Annotated in this window: 19 protein-coding genes; 10 read left to right on the forward strand and 9 right to left on the reverse strand. The window is 43.9% G+C overall.

Annotated elements, in window-relative coordinates; genetic code table 11:
- Nucleotides 1-159: 159 nt before the first annotated feature.
- Nucleotides 160-3492: an amidohydrolase family protein gene (locus LHL20_RS18015; protein WP_226434272.1), complete on the reverse strand. Its 3333-nt coding sequence runs from the start codon at nucleotides 3490-3492 to the stop codon at nucleotides 160-162.
- 274 nt (nucleotides 3493-3766) lie between these two features.
- Between LHL20_RS18015 and LHL20_RS18020 the strand changes: the two genes are divergently transcribed.
- Nucleotides 3767-4933: a response regulator gene (locus LHL20_RS18020; RefSeq protein WP_226434273.1), complete on the forward strand. Its 1167-nt coding sequence runs from the start codon at nucleotides 3767-3769 to the stop codon at nucleotides 4931-4933.
- Nucleotides 4934-4968: 35 nt separating this feature from the next.
- Here LHL20_RS18020 and LHL20_RS18025 read toward each other — a convergent pair whose 3' ends face one another.
- From LHL20_RS18025 to LHL20_RS18060, 8 genes are all read right to left on the reverse strand, one after another.
- Entirely contained in the window at nucleotides 4969-6186 is a 1218-nt protein-coding gene (locus LHL20_RS18025) for an HD-GYP domain-containing protein (RefSeq protein ID WP_226434274.1), read from the reverse strand.
- 131 nt (nucleotides 6187-6317) lie between these two features.
- Nucleotides 6318-7058 (reverse strand): hypothetical protein, encoded by a 741-nt coding sequence (locus tag LHL20_RS18030; RefSeq protein WP_226434275.1) that lies wholly within the window; start codon nucleotides 7056-7058, stop codon nucleotides 6318-6320.
- 51 nt (nucleotides 7059-7109) lie between these two features.
- Entirely contained in the window at nucleotides 7110-7382 is a 273-nt protein-coding gene (locus LHL20_RS18035) for a hypothetical protein (RefSeq protein ID WP_226434276.1), read from the reverse strand.
- 261 nt (nucleotides 7383-7643) lie between these two features.
- Nucleotides 7644-8990, reverse strand: coding sequence for a glutathione-disulfide reductase (gene gorA, locus LHL20_RS18040; protein WP_226434277.1), 1347 nt, complete (start codon nucleotides 8988-8990; stop codon nucleotides 7644-7646).
- Between the two features lie 211 nt (nucleotides 8991-9201).
- A complete protein-coding gene (locus tag LHL20_RS18045; protein ID WP_226434278.1) occupies nucleotides 9202-10512 on the reverse strand; it encodes a response regulator in 1311 nt (436 codons plus the stop codon).
- 58 nt (nucleotides 10513-10570) lie between these two features.
- On the reverse strand, nucleotides 10571-12244 hold the full coding sequence (locus tag LHL20_RS18050; protein WP_226434279.1) for an ATP-binding protein: 1674 nt from the start codon (nucleotides 12242-12244) through the stop codon (nucleotides 10571-10573).
- An 11-nt stretch (nucleotides 12245-12255) separates the two neighbouring features.
- On the reverse strand, nucleotides 12256-13086 hold the full coding sequence (locus tag LHL20_RS18055) for a phosphate/phosphite/phosphonate ABC transporter substrate-binding protein (protein WP_226434280.1): 831 nt from the start codon (nucleotides 13084-13086) through the stop codon (nucleotides 12256-12258).
- A 26-nt stretch (nucleotides 13087-13112) separates the two neighbouring features.
- Nucleotides 13113-13673 carry a response regulator gene (locus LHL20_RS18060; RefSeq protein WP_159627495.1) on the reverse strand — a complete coding sequence of 187 codons (561 nt, stop codon included), beginning with the start codon at nucleotides 13671-13673 and terminating at the stop codon, nucleotides 13113-13115.
- Nucleotides 13674-13960: 287 nt separating this feature from the next.
- On the opposite strand from LHL20_RS18060, the gene prlC reads away from it, so the two are divergent.
- The 9 genes from prlC to LHL20_RS18105 all read left to right on the forward strand — a co-directional run bounded on the left by prlC (nucleotide 13961) and on the right by LHL20_RS18105 (nucleotide 23065).
- Nucleotides 13961-15997, forward strand: a complete 2037-nt coding sequence (prlC, locus tag LHL20_RS18065; RefSeq protein WP_226434281.1) for an oligopeptidase A — start codon at nucleotides 13961-13963, stop codon at nucleotides 15995-15997.
- Between the two features lie 6 nt (nucleotides 15998-16003).
- Complete coding sequence (locus tag LHL20_RS18070) at nucleotides 16004-16693, forward strand: DNA-3-methyladenine glycosylase I (RefSeq protein WP_202262633.1); 690 nt, start codon at nucleotides 16004-16006, stop codon at nucleotides 16691-16693.
- Nucleotides 16694-16792: 99 nt separating this feature from the next.
- The gene (ubiE, locus tag LHL20_RS18075) at nucleotides 16793-17578 is read left to right on the forward strand and encodes a bifunctional demethylmenaquinone methyltransferase/2-methoxy-6-polyprenyl-1,4-benzoquinol methylase UbiE (RefSeq protein WP_226434282.1); all 786 of its coding nucleotides are present in this window, start codon (nucleotides 16793-16795) and stop codon (nucleotides 17576-17578) included.
- Nucleotides 17578-18213: a ubiquinone biosynthesis accessory factor UbiJ gene (locus LHL20_RS18080; protein WP_226434283.1), complete on the forward strand. Its 636-nt coding sequence runs from the start codon at nucleotides 17578-17580 to the stop codon at nucleotides 18211-18213. The genes ubiE and LHL20_RS18080 overlap by 1 nt, the downstream gene beginning before the upstream one ends.
- Before the next feature lie 17 nt (nucleotides 18214-18230).
- Entirely contained in the window at nucleotides 18231-19859 is a 1629-nt protein-coding gene (gene ubiB, locus LHL20_RS18085; RefSeq protein ID WP_202262630.1) for a ubiquinone biosynthesis regulatory protein kinase UbiB, read from the forward strand.
- Nucleotides 19860-20153: 294 nt separating this feature from the next.
- A complete protein-coding gene (gene cspE / locus LHL20_RS18090; RefSeq protein ID WP_012519905.1) occupies nucleotides 20154-20363 on the forward strand; it encodes a transcription antiterminator/RNA stability regulator CspE in 210 nt (69 codons plus the stop codon).
- A gap of 164 nt (nucleotides 20364-20527) precedes the next feature.
- Nucleotides 20528-21169: a hypothetical protein gene (locus LHL20_RS18095; protein ID WP_226434284.1), complete on the forward strand. Its 642-nt coding sequence runs from the start codon at nucleotides 20528-20530 to the stop codon at nucleotides 21167-21169.
- Nucleotides 21170-21172: 3 nt separating this feature from the next.
- Entirely contained in the window at nucleotides 21173-21646 is a 474-nt protein-coding gene (locus LHL20_RS18100) for an Lrp/AsnC family transcriptional regulator (RefSeq protein WP_226434285.1), read from the forward strand.
- A gap of 234 nt (nucleotides 21647-21880) precedes the next feature.
- Nucleotides 21881-23065, forward strand: coding sequence for a methyl-accepting chemotaxis protein (locus LHL20_RS18105; RefSeq protein WP_226434286.1), 1185 nt, complete (start codon nucleotides 21881-21883; stop codon nucleotides 23063-23065).
- Nucleotides 23066-23128 lie beyond the last annotated feature (63 nt).

The raw sequence follows: 23128 nt of genomic DNA on the forward strand, positions 1-23128 counted from the left end.
AAGAGCTGGCGGGCCAGTTAAGTGACAACAGATTGCAGTATTAACATAGCAAAAATAGCGGTTTGATAGTACAAAAAAGCCAGTAGAAAGTGCTTTCCACTGGCTATTATTTGTTACAAGTTGCAACACCGTTATACGGTGGTGTGGCTTGTCACTTATTTAGTGTTCCCAATGGTAATGATGGGCTTTCGCTTCTACGTCGTCAGCAGTTTGCTGCGGCATAAACGTAGCATTGTCTTGCTCGAAAAAGAACGGCTGACGCTGCTTTTTACTGCCCACCTCATTCATAGTGGCCGATTCGTATACGCGACCGTTGAGCACGGTGTATTCAACAAACTCACTTTTTCTGATGTCACTTAGTACGTCACCATCAATAACCACAAGGTCGGCAAGTTTACCTTTCTCGATACTGCCAATATCCTTGCCCATACCCAGGTGCTTCGCGCCGTCGATTGTGCCGCCTCGCAATGCTTCCCATGGTGTAAAGCCGCCTTGGGCCATTATCCAAAGTTCCCAATGCGCTGCTAAACCTTCTCGTTGTCCGTGCGCACCTATATGCACGCTTACACCATTATCGCGAAGTTCCTTTGCATAGCTGGCAACGTTTTGATGGTTGTATTGATCTTCCGGTGCGCTAGGTCTGCGAATGGCACGCTTGTCCAAAATGGTCGACGGGGTATAACGAAGCAAGCGCGGGTTTTTCCATACTTCGGTTTTATCGTACCAGTACTCTTCACCCATCATACCGCCATACGACACAACGAAAGTGGGCGTGTAACCAAACTCTGTGGCTTTCCACAATTGCGTAACGTCACTGTAGCCCTTTTCAACAGGAATGCTATGTTCTAGTCCGGTATGTCCGTCCACAAGCATGGTTAAATTCTGCTGAAGCTTGCCGCCGCCTTCAGGTACTACCATCATGCCTTGATTCTTCGCAGCCCATAATACTTGCTGGCGTTGGTCTCGGCGAGGTTGGTTATAGCTTTTAACAGAAATGGCACCTGCTTCTTTTAATCGTTCTACATGGAAATAAGCATCGTCATAGTCTTTGATAATCGCTTTGTATCCCAAGCCTTCGGCACCGTACAAAATAGTGCCTGTAGAATAGATGCGTGGCGCAACAATTTTACCTTTGCGCTGTAATTCTGAAGCGGCAAAAATTTCAGTGGTGTCGTTTGATGGGTCATGAATAGTGGTCACGCCAAACGACACATTCGAATACTGTGTCCAGTTTTGCTGAGGAATGATTTCGTTACGTCCTTGAGAACCATGTGCGTGCGCATCCACTAAGCCAGGAATGATCGTTTTGCCGCTGGTATCAATCTGCATAGTGTCATCTGGAATACGAATGTCACCCCGCTTACCTACGGCTTCAATTCGGTTGTCTTTAATTAACACTACGCCGTCTTCGATAATTTCTTGGGTATTATCGGCGTCGCGCATGGTCACAACTTTGCCTCCGACCAATGCTTTATAGCCTGATGGCTTATCTGCAGCTGTCGAGAAAGACAAATCAATGCCCTGTGTTACAGGCTCTGGCAAGACTTCAGGTGCACCCTCAACGAAAGCGAATGCCTCTTCAAGGCTGCGCATAAAGAGCGTAGGTCCATTAAACCAGCTAAGGCGTTTATTATCAGGTGACCATGTAAGATACTCACCCGCTCTGTTTGAAAGTTGAGTGACCGGCAATGACTTCATTTTTGGCCCAATGGTTATCTTCTTGCCATTTTCGACAAAGGGCGCGACATAGGTCTTAAATTGATAAACAAAAGCAACCCATTTCTTATCATGAGATAGCTTGTACTCGCTTACTTTATCTTTCCCATAAAGGTGAGTTCGCTTGTCATTGCCGTTTAGGTTAACGCTGGACAATTGTGTTTCATAATAATCTTTGCCATTGGCAGATTCTGTAAAATACACCCGTTCATCATCGCCTGCGAAGTGGGCGTTGTAGCCGCCATCTGATACTTTGCTGACTTTTGATGTCTTAAGGTTGGCAACGTAGATACCGGGTTCCATAGAGTATTTTGGATCAAGTAAGTAACCACCTGTGAATTTACGGAATACCACTTTTTCACCGTCTACGGAAAACGCGGGCTCTATGTAATGTCCCGGTTGTGTAGAAATTACTTTCCCTTTTCCACCCCGTGCAGATACAACGCGCACGCTGCCTAGGTCTTTATCATTCCACGTGGTATACACAATGGACTTACCATCATTTGAAAAACGCGGATAAAACTCATCGTGTTCATTCTGTTTGGTTAATCGGCTCACCTTACCTGATTTCATATCGCGCACGTAAAGCTTACCAAGTGCTTGGAATAGCGCGGTTTTACCGTCTGGCGACAGTTGCGACCAGCGTATCATTCTCACGTCAAATTCATCAGGGGCGACATCAACATCAAAGCGAAGGGCATCGGCATATTGTACGGTGGCTTCAACGTTAATATTGATCGTGGATGTGGTCTTATCTTTGATATCGATAACGTTAAATTTACCACCGGTCCAATACACAATTTTTGAGCTATCTGGCATCCAGTCAAAATAGGCAAAGTAGCCCTCAGAACCAAAGCCCTCTTGCATATCGCGTTCAAGCTCAAGGGTAAGTGGCTTTTCAACACCGGTTGCAATGTCTTTCAAAAATAGTGCGGTTTTATCTTTTACCCTGCGGATAAAAGCGATGTATTTACCATCTGGAGACGGTGTAGGAACAACTGCGCCACCCGTACCACTGATATAGCGTGTTTCTTTACCTGTTTCTCGCTCGTAGCGTGTTATAGCAAAAATGCCTTCAAGCGGGTCACGGTTATACTCAAAGCGGCTGCCTGGTACCGTGTTTTCAGTAAAGTAAATGTATTTGCCGTCATGGGAAAAAACAGGGTCGGCAATGTTTTGCTGATCCCGCTTACCATGTTTGCGCTCTTTAATTTTAAGCCCCTCACCACCACCGTGGTGATACATCCAAATTTCCCCTGCCGGAATACTGCGGCTAGACATGATGCCCTTGGTTACAACAAGGTATTCGCCGTCTGGGCTCCATTTGGGCGAGTGAATAAGGTTACTTTTTTCTTGCGTTATTTGGCGAAGATTCGTGCCATCGATGTTCATTACCCATACGTTACTAAGCCCATTTCGGTCAGAAACAAAGGCGACTTTTTTCCCATCGGGAGAAATGGCAGGGTGAATATTCCACGCGAAGTCTTGGGTAAGTGGCGTAGCATTACCGCCTTTGATATCGACTTTATATAAATCGCCCAACATATCAAACACCATGAAATCGCCACTGGGCGCTACATCTAAGCTAGACCACGTAGTTTCGTTAGTGTTAATAGTAACTTCGTTCAATTTATAGGGTGGGTTAGTAACATCCCACGCACTATTCGCTTCTGTATTATTTTCAGTTGATGATTGTGACAGAGCGCCTGGCGAGGCACAAAGATACAAAGCCCCCGTTATCGCAGCAGCGACGAGGCGTTTTGACGTAGTAAACATGGTTTTCCCTGAATGTAATTATTGTTTGACTGTTTTTTACACATTATTTGTTATGGCATAACAACTCAATAATTGTGACATATTGTTAAGATTTATTGCGTAAAGCTAATCGCACGACCGCGCCGTCTGGCGCTAAAACATTAAATTTATGGCGCTCGTCTATTTTTAACTTGTACAAATTAGCATTTCAGATTAAATCAGCTAGCTTTTTAATAGGCGTACGCAACACACGTTGCGACGTAATGTTTTAACCTTTATTGAGTGGATGATCGACATGGACTTGTTAATTGTTGAACAAGACAGTATCCAAGCGGAGATATACGAGCTAGCGTTCGGAGAACACTTCGCCGTGCACACTGCGGCAAATATGCTTGAAGCAGTGACCTGCATACAAGAGCACGACATTAGTATTGTTATAACTGATTGGAAAATCGGAAAAACGAAAGCCTCAATTTTTTGCGAGCAGCTGGATGCCTCGCAACCTATGGCATTACCTGTGGTGATAGTGGTGTCTGATGAAGGCAGTGACGATACGTTGCGAGAAGCCTTTAACGCTGGTGTATCGCATTACATAACGAAGCCCTACAACGTTCTATCTTTCACCGAAACTGTGATTGGCGTTAAGCATCAAATTGAGATAATGAACCAGATGCGGGCAGATAACGCCGATACGCGAGAAGTGGCGCAAACTGCGCTCAGTCAAGCGGCTATCTACGGTACGGGAATGGAAATTGTTTCAGCGTTAAATGCCTGTAACGACATTCATGCTATGTCGAAAAACATTTTAACGACGTTGCGGTTTAATGGCGTACATGCCGCCATTCAATATCGCGATGAAAATGGCACCACAAGCTATGACACCGACATGTCATTTTGTGATGAAACTACCGAAAAGGTTTTCACAGTATTGCACGACCAAGGCCGTATTTATCGCTTTGGTAAGCGTTTAATGCTCAACGATACCGATGTGTCGTTACTTATTAAACACGTAGCCCGTGAAGACCCTGTTATTCATGATGCAATACTGGATATGGGCGCGAAGCTTGTACCCGCAATCAATGCACGCTTTAACACCTTAAGACAGCAGCAAGCACTTAGTGCAACGCATGCTGACATTAGCAGCGTTATTAACCAAATTCGTCAGATCGTGATTAGTCAAGCGCAAGAAAAAGTGAGGGTAGCAAAGCACGTCTCTGAATCTATTCAAGACAGTTTCCACATGCTCGAAATGACTGAAGCGCAAGAAGCCTTCTTCATGCAGTTAATTGAAAGTCAATTAGAGGCGCGAGATGAAGTGGCAGAAATTCAGACCGTAGACGATACCTTGCAGGCGGTGCTTGCTCGATTAGGGCCGCAACTAGAATCGCAAGCCGACTCTAAAACACAAAGCAATAACGCCCAAGACGATGACCCAATTTATCAGGATGTGGAGTTTTTTTAAGCTGTGTTAAAACGTAACGCTGCCTAAACTTATCGCTATCTGTACCTATCAATAATAAGACGGTTGATAATTGCGTTTATGTCCAGTTGATAATCAGCAGGGTTGACGATTTTTACTATTAAATCGTTTTCTCTTGCTGATTGCAGAGTAATGATTTTGGGCTCAATGTGATGTTTGAATTTAGTGTGGTAAAACGCAGTAAGTTGAGGTTTTAATGGCTCGTCGTAGTTGGTATCAGTCACAATAGCCAGTTTGTGACTTTTCATTAGTACAACAGTACCAATCGAATACAAGCCAATAGCCCGAACAAAGCTATTCAATAGCTTGCCATCGTATTCGGCACTACCAGAATCGCGCAGTATTTTTAATGCTTCAACAGAGGTTAGGGCTGGTTTATACACGCGCTCGGCGGTTATAGCATCGAAGGAGTCAGCAATACTGCTCATTCTTACGTATTGGTTTAGTTGATGGGCAATTAAGCCATGAGGATAGCCTTTTCCAGATAGCCGTTCGTGATGCTGTAATGCTATTTGCTTTGTGAGATCGTCCACATCCATCGATTCAAGTATCTCAGCGCCATACGTCGTGTGTAGCTTCATTTGCTCAAATTCATCACGAGTAAGCTTTCCTTGCTTGAGTAAAATGTCTTCGGGCACTTTGCACTTACCTAAATCATGCAGCAAGCCCGCAAGGGTGAGTTTTTTACCCAGTGATTCACTGTGCCCTAAATGAATGGAAAATACCGCTAGAAGAATGGCCACGTTTAGCGAATGCGTAAGTAGATAGGTATCTTTGTCTTGCATTTTGGTCATGCATAATAGGGCGTCTTGATTTCTGAAAATGGACTCAAAGAACGTTTCTGCAATTTTTTCATAAGGAGCGAGGTCAACAATACCCCCATTCTTTACACTATCAAACGTGTCGCCCAACACCGCTTTGGCACTGGTATACATAGATTCTGCCCGTACTATTTCTGACGACAGCGGCGTTGACTTTTCCTCTTCGGCTAGTGGAGTATTTAACTGTTGATTCCCTGGTTGATTTTGCGTTGTTGATGGTTGCGCTGGTGACGTTAGCAGGCTTTTAGTGGTGTCTATTTCTACTTCTGTAACACCAAGAGCTTTAAGTTTTTCTATTGCTGCTAGATGCTTGATAACACCTTTTGATGTCATTACGGCTGCGCCAGTTGACTTTGTCACTTGCACTACATACATACCAACGACAAGGTGTTTAACTGCAACTCTTTTTTTCATTACCACTCAATTTGAAGAAAACGCGATGAGACACGATACAAGTAATACGCAGATGCAACAAGTATACTTTTTGCTCAATTTGAATGGTGAGATCACAATAGATGCCTCTTTGCGAGGCATCATTGAAGTGCTTAACAGCCTACATGTATAGAACTTTCCGTGCAGGTTTGCACACCGTCTTGCGTAGTCGAACAGGTTCTATACTTCACTTGTCTGGTACAACTAGGGGAATAAAAACCGCCTGGTGTCCAAGTGGTCACTGGTCCCGTTCCTACTTTTCCTGAGTCCCATGCAAGATCTTCTGTCGCAGTTTGTGCGAGGTTTTCTATCAAGCAATCAGATACCCCGACATTGGTAAGATCATTATTATTACCACTCATAAAATTGCCGATTGGGAAGCCGTCAACGAGCGATGCACCTTTGTGCAGTTCCATTGCAAAAAACATTTCACGATGGCCAGTGGCTGACACGTCACCAACAAATTTTATGTTAAAGACCAGTGAATTAATCGATGGATTATCAAATTTTACTGTTGCGTAAGCATCAAGGGTATTATGCTCCCAACTAACCTGTACGCCGCCGCCAGCAGCATGCACATCAAGCCCAAACCCAGTAAACTTGGTCTCAACATAGTGATCATTCCAGCTACTGGTTCCAATTTTATTTTTAAGCCCCTGAGCTAATCTAAATCGAATATCACGCTGTGCGGCCAAGCCGGTTAAATAATGTGAGGGGTGTGCTTGGCAATCGGTATCGCTAGTACTATCCACCGAAAAATTACTCACATTACGTCTAAATTCTTCATCGATTTCATAAAATTCAGAAAGTGCCTGTTGTTCAGGCGTAGTAAGGCTTGCATTGGATACAACCACATTAGGGGCATCAGTAAACTCAGTGTGATTGGTCGCTGATATATCAAACTTCTACGCAGTTTGGGTTAAAGAATTTGCCACTATGATCGTTCTATTTGTGGTTTCGCAATTATAAATGGTGGTTCCAAAAGCTGGGTTCTCACCCATATTCTCAACAGTACACGCAAATGGCTTAAACTCCTGTCTTGCGATATTTCGTGCATCATCGTAATCACACGTATCACATGCGTAGGTTTCAGTTAATTGAGAACCGTGTGAATGCGATGAAAAGGCAATAAACGCTGAAGTTATGATAGAGAGGGTAACTAATTTTTTACTTTCCATGATGATTTCCTTCTCTAGTTAAAGTCCTTGTGGTTGACTCCGCAACCGTCATCTACATTAAGGTGGCTACAACTTCAATGCAAGTCTAAAAGTGCTGTATTTAATTTTTCGCCTTCGCATTAGTTGACTTGACGGTTCATTCACAGGTTTACAGACACCAAGTAAACCATAAAAATACCCTCAAAAAAGATACGTCTTTAATGAGGGTAGTTCAGTTTTACAGATTATGAAAACCTTAAATTTGGTTTTCCATAAAGAGATCTACATAGTAACGAATTCTTCTGCGCTGGTGGGGTGAATGGCTACGCATGCATCGAAGTCTGCTTTTGTCGCTCCCATTTTTATCGCAACAGCAAAACCTTGAAGTATTTCGTCCATGCCATGACCGATACCGTGCAGGCCAACTACTTTTTCGTCTTTACCGGCGCATACCAACTTCATTTTTGTCATCTGACGATGGCGCGTAACTGCGGTGTACATAGACGCAAAACTCGATGTGTAGACTTTGATATTATCTTCGCCATATTCCTCAATGGCCTCAGGCTCCGTTAAACCAATTGTGCCGATTGGAGGGTGGCTAAACACGACAGTAGGAATGTTGGTGTAATCCATGTGGGCCTCTTTTTGCCCATTGAACAAGCGCTCGCTTAATAGGCGGCCAGCTTTAACCGCAACAGGAGTTAACTCAGCTTCTCCGGTTATATCGCCCACCGCATAAATGTTTTTCGCCGTTGTGTTTTGGTACTTATCTACCTTAACGGTACCGTTATCGTTTAACTCAACATCGGTGTTTTCAATATCAATTTTGTCGGTCGATGGTTCGCGACCAATGGCCCAAATAAGGCAGTCAGCCTTAAGCACTTCCCCATTTGTAAGGAAGACAGAAAGCTCGCCGTCGTCTGCCTTTTCTACTTTCTCGACACTGGTATGATTATGCAGTTTGCAGCCTTCTGCATGGATCATGTCAACCAAGGTTTCGTGAATAAGCGGGTCAAAGTTGCGAAGTGGCGCGTGCTTTCGAACTACTAGATGCGATTCAGTACCCAGAGCATGTAACACGCCAGCTAACTCAACGCCAATATAGCCTGCACCCACCACAACCGCGCGTTTTGGCTGCTCTTTAAGAGCAAAAAAACCGTTCGAATCTATGCCGTATTGTGCGCCTTCAATATCTGGAATGATAGGGCGGCCACCCACTGCAATGGTGATATGGTCAGCAGTGTACTGAACACCATCAACTTCGACGGTATTGTTATCAACAAACTTTGCAAAACCGCGGATAAGTGTGACATCGTTTGTAGTAAGTACGCGGTCATACGACGCGTGAATACGCTCAATATAGGCTTGTCGACTAGCAATTAAGCTATCCCAACTAAAGTGATTGACTGAAATATCGAACCCATATTCAGGTGCATAACGATGGATGGCTTCAGCAACTTGTGCGCCGTACCACATGGCTTTTTTAGGTACACAGCCCACGTTTACACAGGTTCCACCTATGTCACTTGCTTCAATAATTGCTGCTTTCTTACCGTGTTTTGCTGCGCGATTGGCTGATGCGATACCGCCGCTTCCACCACCAATACAGATATAATCAAAATGTGTCATAAATAGAGCCTTTAGAGTCGTTTAGGCGAGCCGCGTTATCACTTAACTATAAGTCTAACTTAACATAAGTGAAACGGTATCTCTTTAAGATAATGTGCCATAGAAAACTGTTAGTGATTGACTAGACCGGATGATACCGGTCGTCATTTCATCTATTTCAATCATGGGGATGGCGTAAGCCAAATAAAAGGCACTATGTAAAATAACGACTTTATGAATCTTCTGGTGAATCAACAACTTCTTCTGGTTCTACCTGAATACTGAACGCTTTTCCGCGTTCCTTTTCAAATTTAATAAGTTTCTGAATAGTCGCTTCTGAGAAAACATGCCCTTCGGGCAGAATAAGAATATGGCTATCGTTATACAAGTTTTGCGATAACACCATGCCTGACTTAAGTTGTGATGCTTTTAGCGAGGCGTGCAGCAATTTAGACGTTGATATATCGTCTGATGCTAATAACAAATCCAAAAATTCCGCGTCGTAACGGGTATTTCTGTGCTTCTTCATTTCTATTTTAGCGTCTCGAGGGCTCATCTCTGCACCTGTCATTCTGCCCGTTACTAAACGCCAAAAATCCCGTGCAATTGCGATAATGCGAGATCCTACGGGGATTTCTTTTGCCACCTTCTTATTTAGACCGGAACCATTGTAGTGCTCAAATTGAAATTCAATAATGTCTGAAACAGCATGCAATTCATGGGCTGGTGCAAGTATCAGAGCGGCTTGTTTGGTCTGTGACAAATAGTTTTGCTGTTGCTGATACTTCAGCTTAGCGAACGGTCCAAGAAAGTCTTCAGTTTCAAGCCCTAATAGCCCTAATTCACAAATAAGGCCCGCATAACGAATTTGTTTTATCTCGTCTTTTTCTAGTTTCGCCGTGCGCGCTAATTTTGTCGCCAATTCACTTACTTCAATTGCGAATTTACCATTAATGTGTGGGTTAATACTGATAACGTTAAATAGCACCTGCTCCATAGCTAAATTATGCTTTTCAATTTTATTCAGTGCTGCCTTTATTTGACGCGTACGCTTGTGAACCATTTGTTCAAGTGAGGAGTTGACGTCTTTAAGCTTTTTATTTTGAAGACGAGTTAGTTTTTGTAAGCGTTCGTTTTCCGCTTTAAGTTTTACGCGCTCTAGCCCTTCTTCTACCGCAGCCACCAATTCTTGGTTATCCCAAGGCTTTTGTAAGTAGCGATGTATTTTTCCTTGGTTTACCGCTTTAATCGTTGATTCAATATCAGCATAGCCGGTTAACACCACACGAAATGTCTCAGGGTAATTAATGGCGACTTGCTCTAACAATTCTGCGCCTGACATTTGCGGCATCTTCATGTCTGAAATAACCACATGAACTTCATTTTTTTCTAGAAGCTCCAATGCTTTTGCGCCACTTTCAGCTAACAACAATGTAATATCCATCGTAAAAAGCGCGCGCTTGATGGCACGAAGGATGTTGGGCTCATCGTCTACAAATAGGACCGTGTAAGTCACCTTGTTTTCTGCGCTAGGCTCAGTCATAAACATTTATCCTTAAAAACTAATCTCTTTTGGGGCGTACCTATCGAAGACATAGGGCTCATGTTTTGTCTTTCTCATCACTAGGTGGTGAAACCGGCTGCACGAGTGGAAGGGCTAGTACAAAGCAACTGCCTTCTCCTTCTTTGCTAGATGCTGATAGCGTGCCGCCGTGCTCTTGTGCAATACCAAATGAAATTGACAGTCCCAAGCCAGTACCTTGTCCTTCTGGTTTTGTGGTAAAAAACGGATTAAACAGCTTGTCCAAATGACAGGGCTGAATTCCACAACCCGTGTCTTTAACATACAAATTCACAAATTCGCCCACCGTTTCAGTAGTGATAGTTATTGTGCCGTGTTGGCCGGTGCTTTCTATGGCTTGCCCTGCATTAATAAGCAAATTGGTAATTACCTGTGAAATTTTGCCTACATTCATAGCAATATCTGGAATGTTGCCAAGATGCGTTTCTACATTACAAGTATACTTGAGTTGGTTGTTAACCATGGCAAGGGTGGTGCGTACACAATCATTTAAGCTGTGTTGTTGCATTTCATCACTATCAACACGGGAAAAGAGCTTTAAGCCTTTTACAATATCGGCAACCCGTTGCAGCCCTTCTTTAGAATCGTTTAGCAAGTCAGTTATGTCATCGTTGATAAATGTCATATCGTGTTTTGTAAGAAGCGACTTAAAATCGGTTAGTGCTTTACGCTGTTGATCTTCATCTTGAGTGTTACTAATAACCTCAAGTTGCGTAAAGAGCATTTGATACGTAGCAACGTATTCACAAAGTGTTGAAATATTACTGCTCACAAACCCGACTGGGTTGTTGATTTCATGGGCGACACCTGCGGCTAGTTGGCCAACAGATGCCATTTTTTCAGCTTGGAGTAATTGAACTTGGGTTTCTTTAAGATCTCGATTGGCGTTTTCTAGCTGAACATTTCGTTGATTTAACTGTGCTGTCCTGTCTTGCACTTTGACTTCAAGTAACGCGTTAAGGTCTTTTAAATCATCTTGCGCGCGTTGTCGTTGCTCGTTCTCTTCTTTGAGCTTATCAACTAGCTGATTGAATGCTTCAGCAAGTTCACTGAGTTCGTCATTCCCTCGCACACTAATAAACACATCTTGATAGTTATTCTTGTCAACGGCCTCGCCAAGATGTTTGGCACCTTCGTGAAGGCGGACAAGCTGAGACATTAAGTACGAACCAAGAAAGTAGGAGCATAATCCGACAAGAACTAACTCAAACGCAGCAATTGTGAGTGTCCAATTTCTCGCTCTAGAGACAGATTCAGTGACCGATGCAATGTTCAGCCCGATTTCCACAAAGCCATACAGTGTAGTATTCACCATTATTGGTGCACGGGTATCGTAAATGCCATCGCTGGCGGTCGCGACAGTATTGTCTTCGCGAAACGGACGGGAAATGGCCGTGGGTTCTCCATTTTCTACATAAATTCTGCCTTCTTTATCTTTAACTCTGACATAGGCAATATTGGGGTTTGTCAATATTTCAGCAACATCCGCTTCTAAAGACGATAAGTCGTAGCTAAGGAAAGCATTTTTTGTGGTCGATACAAATAGAGCAACCGACGTATCGGCTGATTTCTTTACGCTATTGTCAACCAGCTCGTTAAGTTGATTAAATACGGTCACAACAAGTACCAAAAGCAATAGCAGTGCGGTAAATGCTATTCCGATTATGGTTTTTGTTCGAAGAGACAGTCGCATAAATCCCTAGTTCAAAAATGCGGTCTTGAAAGAGAGGGAATGCCAAGCGACCTTACATCGTCCCAGTCACTGTCTTCAGCGGGTATAAAGCCGCTAAAACCAAGCCCTTCCAAGATCCACATTTTGCTTGAATCATTTGTTATTGCTATCAATGCATTAAGGATAGCTTGTCTATCCTTTTGTGCCATGTTGGGGTGGGTAGCGATTGCATGAGGGGTATAGCCATCGCTTTCCCACAATACCCGAATATCCTTACTCACGCTTTCAGGAATACTACTCAAGGTTCGTAAAATACCGCCGCCAGCTTCAAAAAAGCCACGCTGAACTGCGAGGTAGACGGAGTCGTGCGAATTTACATAGCGTGGCCTAAATGCAATATTGTTTTTGCGTAATTGAGCGCTGGTAATAATCGTGGCAGCAAAGGCCGCAGGTGCAGGAAAGGCAAGTTCGCTGCCATTTAATTCAGCGAGGTTTTGAATAGGACTGTCTTTATGAACCACAATGATGCCCTTAATCTCCTTATCGCGTTGTCGAGCAAGTGCGTGGTATCCAACAAGGTCGTTAAAGGCCACAAAATGATAAGGGTTCATATACGCAATGTCATAGACGCCATCTGCCACTTCGGCCTCAAAAGATGGGATGTCTTTCGCGGTTTTGAACGTAATGGATATGCCTGAATACTCGCTTATATAGTCGATAAGCGGCTGCCAAATTTCAACCATTCGTTTTGGCGATTGCTGCGGAACTACACCGAAGGTCAGCGTTTTGCCTTGTGCGCACACCGCTGTTGATGCTGTGCCATACAGCAGGGCAATAAGCACGACGATAAACGCGTTTCTCACATCATATCCTTCTATAAAAAGACGCTTTACACAGCCATAAATTGCTCTAGAACCATGGTCAGATCGTGGTTCGAGAATGGCTTTTGCAAAGTTGCATCGGCGCCAATTTCAAGTGCACGCTCTAAACTAGCTTCATCAAGTGCTGAAATGACGACAATTTTAAGCGATTTGTACTTTTCTTGGTCACGCGTAAAGTCGATTACACTGTAACCATCCATGCCCGGCATGCTTAAATCAAGCGTCATTACCTTAGGTTCGTACTGGCTTAACATGATACCAGCCTGAAATCCGCCAGTAGCGATGTAGCTGTCAAAACCAGCGCGCCTTGCCACACGTTGTATGGATTTGGCAACTGGTAATTCATCATCGACAATAAGAATTGATGGTATGACCGTACCTTTCAACGCGTCTGGGATGGGCATTTCATGGCGTTCTAGAAATTCGATGAAGTCTTCTACCAAAACGCGATTATTTCCTCGCCCTGGCAGCTTGAAGCCTTTTAGCTTCCCACTTTCTATCCAACGAATAACGGTACGCAAATTTACGTCACAGTAAGTTGCAATTTCGCCAGAGGTTAATGTCTTCATGTTTTCGCCTTTTAGCATTCAGTGGTCAAATTATAGGCTTTCGGCAATTTAAGACAAACTAGACAAAAGGATGAAATGTGACATTAGTGACATTTTTTGGCCTCGATGATAACTCGTTTTCGCTGAATAAAAGGTGTGAGTGTGAGCGTAAGAGAATAACAAACCAAGTGAACACATATGTAAAGTTAGGAGTAAAACAAGAGGGAGTCAATTAAGTGAAGATTAGCTTGCATTTACGTTGCTAAGCCCCATGATATTTTTTAAATCAAAGTTAGCGTGGATATTTTATGACGACACCAGCAATTGAATTGGTAGATGGACTACCTATTTTTTCTTCTATTACACCGGCCTCTATTAAGCCCGCTATAGAAAAGGCGATTGAAGCGTGCAAAAACGAAATTGAAGAAGTAGTGGCGTCAAACGACTACTCATACAAAAACGTGGTTCTGCGATTAGAAGAAGTTGATGATCGCTTGGGGAAAATGTTTTCTCCTGTATCACATATGAATAGCGTTGTTAGTAGTGATGAATTGCGTGAAGCACATGACGCATGCTTGCCGCTACTTTCAGAGTACGGCACTTGGGTTGGACAACACGAAGGGCTGTACAACGCCTATGTCGCGTTAAAAGAATCTGATGAATTCAGTACACTGTCACAAGAGCAGCAAAAAGTCGTTGAAAACGCAATTCGCGATTTCACACTATCGGGCGTAGCGTTACCCGAGGAAAAGAAAAAGCGATTTGCTCAAATTCAGGCAAAATTGAGTGAGTTGTCCTCTACGTTTTCTAATAACGTCATGGATGCCACTATGGGCTGGACAAAGCATGTCACCGACCAAAGTGACCTTGCTGGCATGCCTGAGTCTGCGTTAGAGGCAGCTGCACAAGCGGCGCATCAAAAAGACTTACAAGGCTACCTGTTCACCCTTGATATCCCCTCGTACTTACCCGTGATGTTGTATGCGGACAATCGCGATTTACGTGAAGAGATGTACCGCGCATATGCTACCAAAGCGTCAGAGCAGGGACCTAATGCGGGTAAGTGGGACAACACGGATATTATTAAAGAAACACTAGTGCTTCGTACAGAGCTTGCAGAGCTATTGGGTTTTGATACATATGCAGAGCGCTCCTTGGCCACCAAAATGGCTGATTCGACTGAGCAAGTCGTAGGCTTTCTTCGCGATTTAGCGAGCCGTTCTAAACCACAAGCCGAGCGCGAATTAAAAGAGGTTGAAGCATACGCTAAAGACAAGCACGGCGTATCAGAATTAGCAGCCTGGGATATTCCGTATTACAGCGAAAAGTTAAAGCAAGAAAAGTACACCATTTCTGATGAAATGCTTCGCCCTTACTTCCCTGAAGATAAAGTACTTTCAGGTTTGTTTGAAGTTGTACACCGCTTGTATGGCCTGAAGGTTATCGAGCAACCTGGTGTGGACACATGGCACAAGGATGTACGCTATTTTACTATTACTGATGATGCAGACGTAATGCGCGGCAGTTTCTATCTTGATTTATACGCGCGTGCCAAAAAGCGTGGCGGTGCTTGGATGGACGAATGCCGTGTACGTCGTGAAACGCAAAGTGGCGAACTTCAACTACCGGTTGCTTATCTCACGTGTAATTTTAACGCCCCTGTAGGCGACAAGCCTGCATTGTTTACCCACGACGAAGTGGTGACATTATTCCATGAGTTTGGCCATGGCATTCATCACATGCTGACCAAAATGAAGGCAGCTGGTGTATCGGGTATTAATGGTGTGCCATGGGATGCCGTAGAGCTACCTAGTCAGTTCTTGGAGAACTGGTGCTGGGAAGAAGATGCGCTGAATTTCATTTCAGGTCATTTCGAAACAGGTGAACCGCTTCCTGCTGATTTACTTGAGCGTATGTTAGCAGCCAGAGATTATCAATCTGCAATGCAAATGGTGCGTCAGTTGGAATTCAGTTTGTTCGATTTCTTGCTGCACAGCGAGAAAGGCAGTGACGTTGATGTACAAGGCACGTTGGATAACGTGCGTGAAGAAGTCGCAGTGGTTACACCACCGTCTTTTAATCGTTTTCAAAATAGCTTCGGACACATATTTGCCGGTGGTTATGCCGCGGGTTACTACAGTTACAAATGGGCTGAAGTGTTGTCGGCCGATGCCTATAGTAAATTTGAAGAAGACGGTATTTTTAATCGCGAGACGGGCCAAGCATTTCTTGAAAATATCCTTGAAATGGGAGGCAGCAAGCCACCGATGGAGCTGTTTGTTGCGTTTAGGGGGCGAGAGCCTAAAGTCGATGCATTACTTCGCCATAGCGGTATAAAGGGCTAGGTGTACATGGCAGAGTCTTTTGAATCTATTTACCGCAGAGCGTGTGAACGCAAAGGTGGTGAGAAGGTGCTTGAAGCTATGCTTCAGGCGCCGCTGACTAAAGATGAAATTGAAGCGATTAGTGACGATCGCTTCTTAGCTGCAATGACCAAGAAGGTATTTCAATCTGGTTTTGTCTGGCGTGTTATTGAACAGAAATGGACCGATTTTGAAACCGTTTTTTTCGGGTTTGATATCGACAAAGTTTTGCTAATGCCTGATGAAATGCTTGAGCAAAAAGCAACAGATAAGCGCATTGTTCGAAACTACAAAAAAGTGATGACGGTGAGAGATAACGCCATCATGATTAAAGATGTAGCAAGAGAGCACGGCAGTTTTGGTAAGTTTGTCGCAAGCTTTGATGCAAGCAATATCACCAGTTTATGGGAGTTTCTCAAAAAGCGTGGTGCACGGCTAGGTGGAAACACTGGCCCTTATATGTTGCGTTCATTGGGTATAGATACGTTTTTGTTTTCGCGTGACGTTGAAGATTATCTGCGCAAGCACGACATTATTGATGGTGGGCTGACGTCCAAAAAATCGCTTGCTGCAGCGAATAACGCGTTCGCCACATGGCAAAAAGAAAGCGGACGTTCGCTACAAGAAATAAGCGCCATTGTTGCATTTAGTTGGGGCACCAATAATCGAGTAAACTAACTTGCTCGATTAATGCTGTCTTGGGGTTTAAAGCTTTTGCTTACCATTACAATCCGATACACTTCGGCTTTAAGACATTATTCATAGAACAGGACTGTCATGAGCGACAATCAGACTCCCACTTCGCAAATGGGTTCAGCACAAGAGCAAACGACGCACTTTGGTTATAAGCAAGTTGATAAGGGGCAAAAAGCATCACTTGTTGCCAATGTCTTCGATTCGGTTGCAGCTAAATATGACGTGATGAATGACCTTATGTCGATGGGCGTACACCGTTTGTGGAAACGTTTCACGATTGATTGCAGTGGCGTACGTTCAGGCAACAAAGTGTTGGATATTGCTGGTGGAACTGGCGATCTAACCGCTAAGTTTTCTCGTTTAGTGGGGCCAACGGGCCGCGTCACCCTAGCTGATATCAACCTGTCGATGCTAAAAGTTGGGCGCGATAAATTACGCGACCGCGGCCTTGTAAGTAATATCGATTATGTTCAGGCTGACGCAGAAGCATTGCCGTTTCCCGACAATCACTTCGATGTTGTTACTATGGCTTTTGGTCTTCGAAACGTTACCGAAAAGCAAAACGCGCTAAATTCTATATACCGTGTGCTTAAGCCGGGCGGCCGATTGTTGGTTTTGGAGTTTTCAAAGCCAACTTCTGAACAGCTTAGTAAAGTGTATGATATGTATTCATTCCATATCTTGCCTAAGATGGGGCAGTTAGTTGCAAATGATGCTGAAAGTTACCAATACCTTGCCGAAAGTATTCGTATGCACCCAGATCAAGAAACATTAAAGGGAATGTTTGAAGAAGCTGGCTTTGAGCAATGCGACTACCAAAACCTAACGGGGGGCATTGTGGCCCTGCATAGAGGTTATAAGTTTTAATGCCAACCTCAGCCCTTGTAGCGGCATCCATTGAAACAGCCATCAATAAAGTACTTTCGCTGGATGAGGATAGCGAAAAGCGATTAAAGGCATTATCGGGAGCGAGACTGACTGCGTTTGTATCGCCATTGCCTTATGGCATCACCTTGTCGTTTTCAGATAGGGTTGACGTACTGACCGAGCAAGGCTCGTTTGAAGAAGTCGTGGCAACGCTTGGCGCAAAAGATTGCTGCATAAAAACATCTCTTAACACCTTGCCTGAACTTAAAGAGACAAGCCAGTTAACTCGCCTTATTCAGCAAAAAGCACTGTTTTTAGAGGGCGAGCTCAATGTAGCCCAGCAAGTAAGCGCGCTTTTTCAGCAACTCGATATTGATGTTGAAGAATTGCTCGCGAAAAAAACCAATGATGTGTTTGCACACCAAACCGTTAAGGTTGCAAAAACACTGCATGAAAAATCGTTACAAGCGTTATCCTCATTGGGAAGAGTGGTAGGTAATGCGGTAGTTGAAGAGAAGCAACTCGCCGCCCATAAACTCGCCGTTATGCACTTTAGCGATGAAGTAAATGCACTGCGCGACAGTACCGACGGTCTTGAAGCAAGATTACGTCGTTTAGAAGAAAAAATTAAGTAATATAGACAGGGCCTTTGATGCGTATTGTAAGGTTATACCGAATTAATAAGGTATTGTTGGAACACGGACTCGATGAGCTTATTCCTTCAAAGTGGTTGCCTTGGTACGCACGTGCTATGCGCCACAGTATTTTCTGGGTGCGCAACAAGCACAAGGGTAAATCTGCTGGCGAGCGTATTACATTAGCGCTACAAAGCTTAGGTCCAGTATTTATTAAATTTGGGCAAATGCTGTCGACTCGCCGCGATCTGCTTCCTCCAGCCATTGCCAATGAACTAGCACGTCTTCAAGATAAAGTTGCCCCGTTTTCCTCAGAAGCTGCGCAAGACATTGTTAAGCAGGCGCTGGGTATTACTCATTTAAGCGAGCTCTTTAGCGAGTTTGATGAAGCGCCATTGGCGTCGGCTTCTATTGCGCAAGTGCACGCTGCCAAGCTTAAACAGAATAACGAAGATGTTGTGGTCAAAGTACTTAGGCCAGATATCCGCGACACTATAGTTGCCGATATGGAATTACTATTTAGTTTGGCTAATGTATTGCAGCGCTGGTTACCGGATGGTAAACGACTGCGACCTGTCGAAGTGGTCGTTGAATACCGCAAAACCATAGTGGACGAGCTTGATTTATTGCGAGAGTCAGCAAACGGTATTCAGTTAGGGCGTAACTTCGAGGGCTCAGATGCACTCTACGTCCCCAAAATCTATAGCGACTATTGTCGTAGTAACGTGTTAGTTATGGAGCGTATTTACGGACTGCCTATTTCAAACATTGACGCGTTGCTTGCACAAAATACTAATATGAAAAAATTGGCCGAACGCGGCGTTGAAGTGTTTTTCACGCAGGTGTTCAGAGACAGCTTTTTTCACGCCGATATGCACCCCGGCAACATATTTGTATCAACAGAAAGCCCTGAAAACCCCAAATATATTGCTATCGACTTTGGGATCGTGGGTACGCTTAATCGCGAAGACAAACGCTATCTCGCTGAGAATTTTATCGCATTTTTTAATCGTGACTACCGCAAGGTAGCGCAGTTGCATGCCGACTCGGGTTGGGTGCCACAAGATACCAATATCGACGAGTTCGAAATGGCTATTCGCACCGTTTGCGAACCTATTTTCCAAAAGCCACTGGCAGAAATTTCATTTGGTAATGTGCTGCTTCAACTGTTCAATACCGCCCGTCGATTCAACATGGTTGTGCAACCCCAGCTAGTACTGTTGCAAAAAACGTTGCTTTACATTGAAGGGCTGGGACGACAGCTATATCCGCAGCTTGACCTGTGGAAAACGGCTAAGCCTTTTTTAGAGAACTGGATGAAAGAGCAGATTGGCTTTACTGCCATGATGAGCAAGGTAAAAGATAACCTGCCATTTTGGTCTGAAAAACTGCCTGAGATGCCTGATTTGCTGTACGACAGCCTACAGCAGATGAAAAAAATGCCGCTACAGCAACAACGAGCGCACGCCGCTTTACTATTGGCGCAAAAGAAAACAACTCAGACCACTCACTATAGCGTGGTGGGTGCCACTTTTGTATTAATGTCGGCTATATTACCAATTTACGATATATCGTGGTATTTCCCTGCATTTACAGGCTTGATCGGTGCTGCTTGCTGGTTCATGGCGTGGCGAAACGGGCGCTAAGCTTTGTTACGCTGCGGTGAAATATTTATGAAATCCGCAGTTTAGCAATTAATTTGTATATTAATCGTCCCGAAGAGTGTTATAGTGTTCTTGGCTTTTGGCCAAAGTCTTTAAATAGACGCGATTTTGTATTATTTGCTATATGTTAAACCACTCGAGTTACCCGGTAATTTGTTGTAAGTTGTTTGTCCATTCGTAAGTAAGACCCAATACTCCGCCAATTTGAAGACTCTAAAGAAGCTAAGTTACACGCGCTTATGCGCAATTTAATACGATATTTGAGGTCTATACGACATGTCTAAAGTTACAGGCACAGTTAAGTGGTTCAACGCTGATAAAGGTTACGGTTTTCTAACTCAAGATAACGGCGGTAAGGACGTATTCGTTCATTTCCGTGCGATCATCTCTGACGGTTACAAAACGCTTCCAGAAGGTCAGCGAGTAGAATTTGAAGTTGAAGAAGGTCAAAAAGGTCTTCAAGCTGCTAACGTGCAAGCTATCTAAGAATTCAAAAACGGCGGTCAATTGACCGCCGTTTTTCTTTCTTATCCCCTCATTTATTTCTTATCAACTAGCAACGTCTCTGTGTTGCTAACGTTATCGGTTTAATGCTTTACTAGGTGTGCTATCTCATGTCTTCGAGTTGCATTGCTTGTAGGGAGAATAACGTGTCTATTCGAAAATTATTTTTATTGTTGTGTGTTGCAACATCGATGTGCTTTGGTTTTGCTTGGGCACAAGAAGATGATGTTCAAGATGAGCAGGTACTCGCGGTAGTTCTAGGAGAGCCAATTACTGTGGCGTCGGTTCTACCAAGTGAAGCAGAGCGCAAGACAATGCGTGACAAAGCAAAAGAAAAATACAGTGCACTTCTTGATTACAAAATACAGATGGCGACATTTGATAACGTGCTCGAGCGCATTATTCTGGACTATGCCAAGCGTAACAGTATTGTTGCAGACCCTGACCTAACACAGCAGTTTGAAACCAAGTTCGGCGGTGAATTTGCGCGTAATAAAAAAGAAGGAGCCAGCAAAAGTATTCAAGAGATTGCCAAGCTCGAAGTGATCAAGTTTTTGGTGGAAAAAGCCCTTTATGCTGAGTTTGGAGGCCGTGTTATTTTCAGGCAGTCTAACCCTCAAATGCCCGTAGACGCCTACCGTACACTTCTTGCCCAATACAAAGAAAATAAACAGCTTACTTTTGACGATGAGTCTCTTGAAACGGCATTTTGGGATGGCTTTTCCGAACCGTTCCAATATGAAATACCTGTTGAAAACGTTAGCTTCAATAAACCGTGGTGGCTGTAAGCGGTGAAGAATAATGTACTTGATAATACTGATCGCGCCATTTTATCGCTGCTTCAGCAAAATGCTGAAACACCTGTAGCTGACATCGCCGAGAAGGTAGGACTCACCGTAACACCCTGCTGGCGACGTATTCAAAAGTTAGAAGAAAAAGGCATTATTTCTCGTCGTGTTGCTTTGCTTCAAGCGCGCTTGTTAGGGCTTACCATGACGGTATTCGTGCAGGTTAAAGCCGGCAAACACGACGGTAAATGGTTAGCTGCATTTGCCAAGCATGCTGCCTCATTTGATGAAGTTGTTGAATGTTATCGCATGTCTGGAGAATATGATTATTTACTAAAAGTTCTCGTGACGGACATGGACTGTTTCGACCATTTCTACAAGCGTTTAGTAAATGGTATTGAATTTTCCGACGTTACTTCAAGCTTTGCCATGGAGCAAATAAAATACACAACAGCCGTGCCTCTCAATCACCTTTAAGTAAAGACACAGACCCCGACCGTTCAAGGCTAGCCTAAGATAAATACATCTCTATGAAAGAAAAAAGACTTGAAGACGGTCTATTTTTGTTCAATGTTTATTATACAAACCTGATTCGTTACTACGGGTGCCTTCGATAACTTTACTCAGTACTGTACAAACAGCGTTAGCCTGACTGCTTGTTAGCAACAATAGGAGTGAAGGTAAGCATGCCCCAAAACAGAAGGGAAGAGCATGTTTAACACCATAAAGCAGAGAATTTTACTGGGGTACGCCCTAGTTATAACGGTGGCAGTATTAGCGGCGTTTGTGCTTACAAAAAACAATAATCGCGTTGAGACATTGGTTGATACTTATGTTTCACAAACGCTTCCTTCACTTAGCGCGATAAACGAAATACAAAGCGGCAGCAAAGAACTCGTCTTAATTGCTTACTCTTTATATGGCACCACGTTAGACACCACGCAGTTTGACAAGCGCAAGAAGCAAATCGTGAATGGGGTTTCAGCGCAATTTTCAGCTCTATCGAGTGCCGGGGCAAGCGGTGCACAGCAACAGTTCGAAAAGCTCACTAAAGCGATATCAGCACTTCAGGCTACCATGTCTGCATCGTCAGTAAGCTGGGACACCGCTCGTGACAATTTGGCCGATATAACACAGGCATCGAGTGCCCTTAATGCTCAAATGAGTGAGGTGAGAAAGGCCGTAGAGCAAGCCGCTAATACGCGAACCATGGCAATATCATCTGAACTTAATACCAGTGAGTGGATCATTGTTGCTCTTGTTGTCTTATTACTGATAGTGACAATTGTTGGCTACGCGCTGTCTAAATTGCACATTGCCAACCCCATTGAAGCAATGGCAGCAAAGCTTAATGAACTCGCTAGCTCGCGTCGCCTAGCAACCCACTTACCACAACAGCAGCTAGCTGAACTTGATGCCATCACGCGAAGTGTACAGGGTTTGTTAAATGTATTTTTAAAAGGGATGCAGGATCTGCAAGTTGCAGTGAACAATCTGAACCACTCGTCGACTGCACTTAATGATGCTACAGGTCATTCTGCAAGCGCAATTAGCAGTTTTCAGGGAGACATTAAACAGCTCGTGAGTGTCATGGATACGTTATCCGGTGAGATGGAGCAGAGCTTACATCTTTCAAAGCAAGCCGCTAATGAAGCGCAAATTAGTGCAGAGCAAGTTGCGCAAGGGCGCGATGATGTAGAAGCTACTGCTAAAGCCATAACTGACCTTACGCAGGATATCGACAAAACCGCGTCTACGTTAGACCGACTGCAAAACGATGGAAAGAATGTCTCTAGTGTGGTCTCTACAATTGCTGAAATTGCCGATCAAACCAATTTATTGGCTCTTAATGCCGCTATTGGGGTTCTAGGGATTTTCCCCTCTAAAGTAACATAGAACGCTACAGGTATTATATTATATGGTCTGTGGCGGTGGGTTACCTTCCAATATTCTGCCATC

The sequence above is a fragment of the Alteromonas sp. McT4-15 genome (assembly GCF_020515205.1).
GTDB lineage: Bacteria > Pseudomonadota > Gammaproteobacteria > Enterobacterales > Alteromonadaceae > Alteromonas.

Coding starts and splice junctions, on each gene's coding strand:
- LHL20_RS18015 (WP_226434272.1), bottom strand. CDS start 3,492: ATGTTTACTACGTCAAAACGCCTCGTCGCTGCTGCGATAACGGGGGCT.
- LHL20_RS18020 (WP_226434273.1), top strand. CDS start 3,767: ATGGACTTGTTAATTGTTGAACAAGACAGTATCCAAGCGGAGATATAC.
- LHL20_RS18025 (WP_226434274.1), bottom strand. CDS start 6,186: ATGAAAAAAAGAGTTGCAGTTAAACACCTTGTCGTTGGTATGTATGTA.
- LHL20_RS18035 (WP_226434276.1), bottom strand. CDS start 7,382: ATGGAAAGTAAAAAATTAGTTACCCTCTCTATCATAACTTCAGCGTTT.
- gorA (WP_226434277.1), bottom strand. CDS start 8,990: ATGACACATTTTGATTATATCTGTATTGGTGGTGGAAGCGGCGGTATC.
- LHL20_RS18045 (WP_226434278.1), bottom strand. CDS start 10,512: ATGACTGAGCCTAGCGCAGAAAACAAGGTGACTTACACGGTCCTATTT.
- LHL20_RS18050 (WP_226434279.1), bottom strand. CDS start 12,244: ATGCGACTGTCTCTTCGAACAAAAACCATAATCGGAATAGCATTTACC.
- LHL20_RS18060 (WP_159627495.1), bottom strand. CDS start 13,673: ATGAAGACATTAACCTCTGGCGAAATTGCAACTTACTGTGACGTAAAT.
- prlC (WP_226434281.1), top strand. CDS start 13,961: ATGACGACACCAGCAATTGAATTGGTAGATGGACTACCTATTTTTTCT.
- LHL20_RS18070 (WP_202262633.1), top strand. CDS start 16,004: ATGGCAGAGTCTTTTGAATCTATTTACCGCAGAGCGTGTGAACGCAAA.
- ubiE (WP_226434282.1), top strand. CDS start 16,793: ATGAGCGACAATCAGACTCCCACTTCGCAAATGGGTTCAGCACAAGAG.
- LHL20_RS18080 (WP_226434283.1), top strand. CDS start 17,578: ATGCCAACCTCAGCCCTTGTAGCGGCATCCATTGAAACAGCCATCAAT.
- ubiB (WP_202262630.1), top strand. CDS start 18,231: ATGCGTATTGTAAGGTTATACCGAATTAATAAGGTATTGTTGGAACAC.
- cspE (WP_012519905.1), top strand. CDS start 20,154: ATGTCTAAAGTTACAGGCACAGTTAAGTGGTTCAACGCTGATAAAGGT.
- LHL20_RS18105 (WP_226434286.1), top strand. CDS start 21,881: ATGTTTAACACCATAAAGCAGAGAATTTTACTGGGGTACGCCCTAGTT.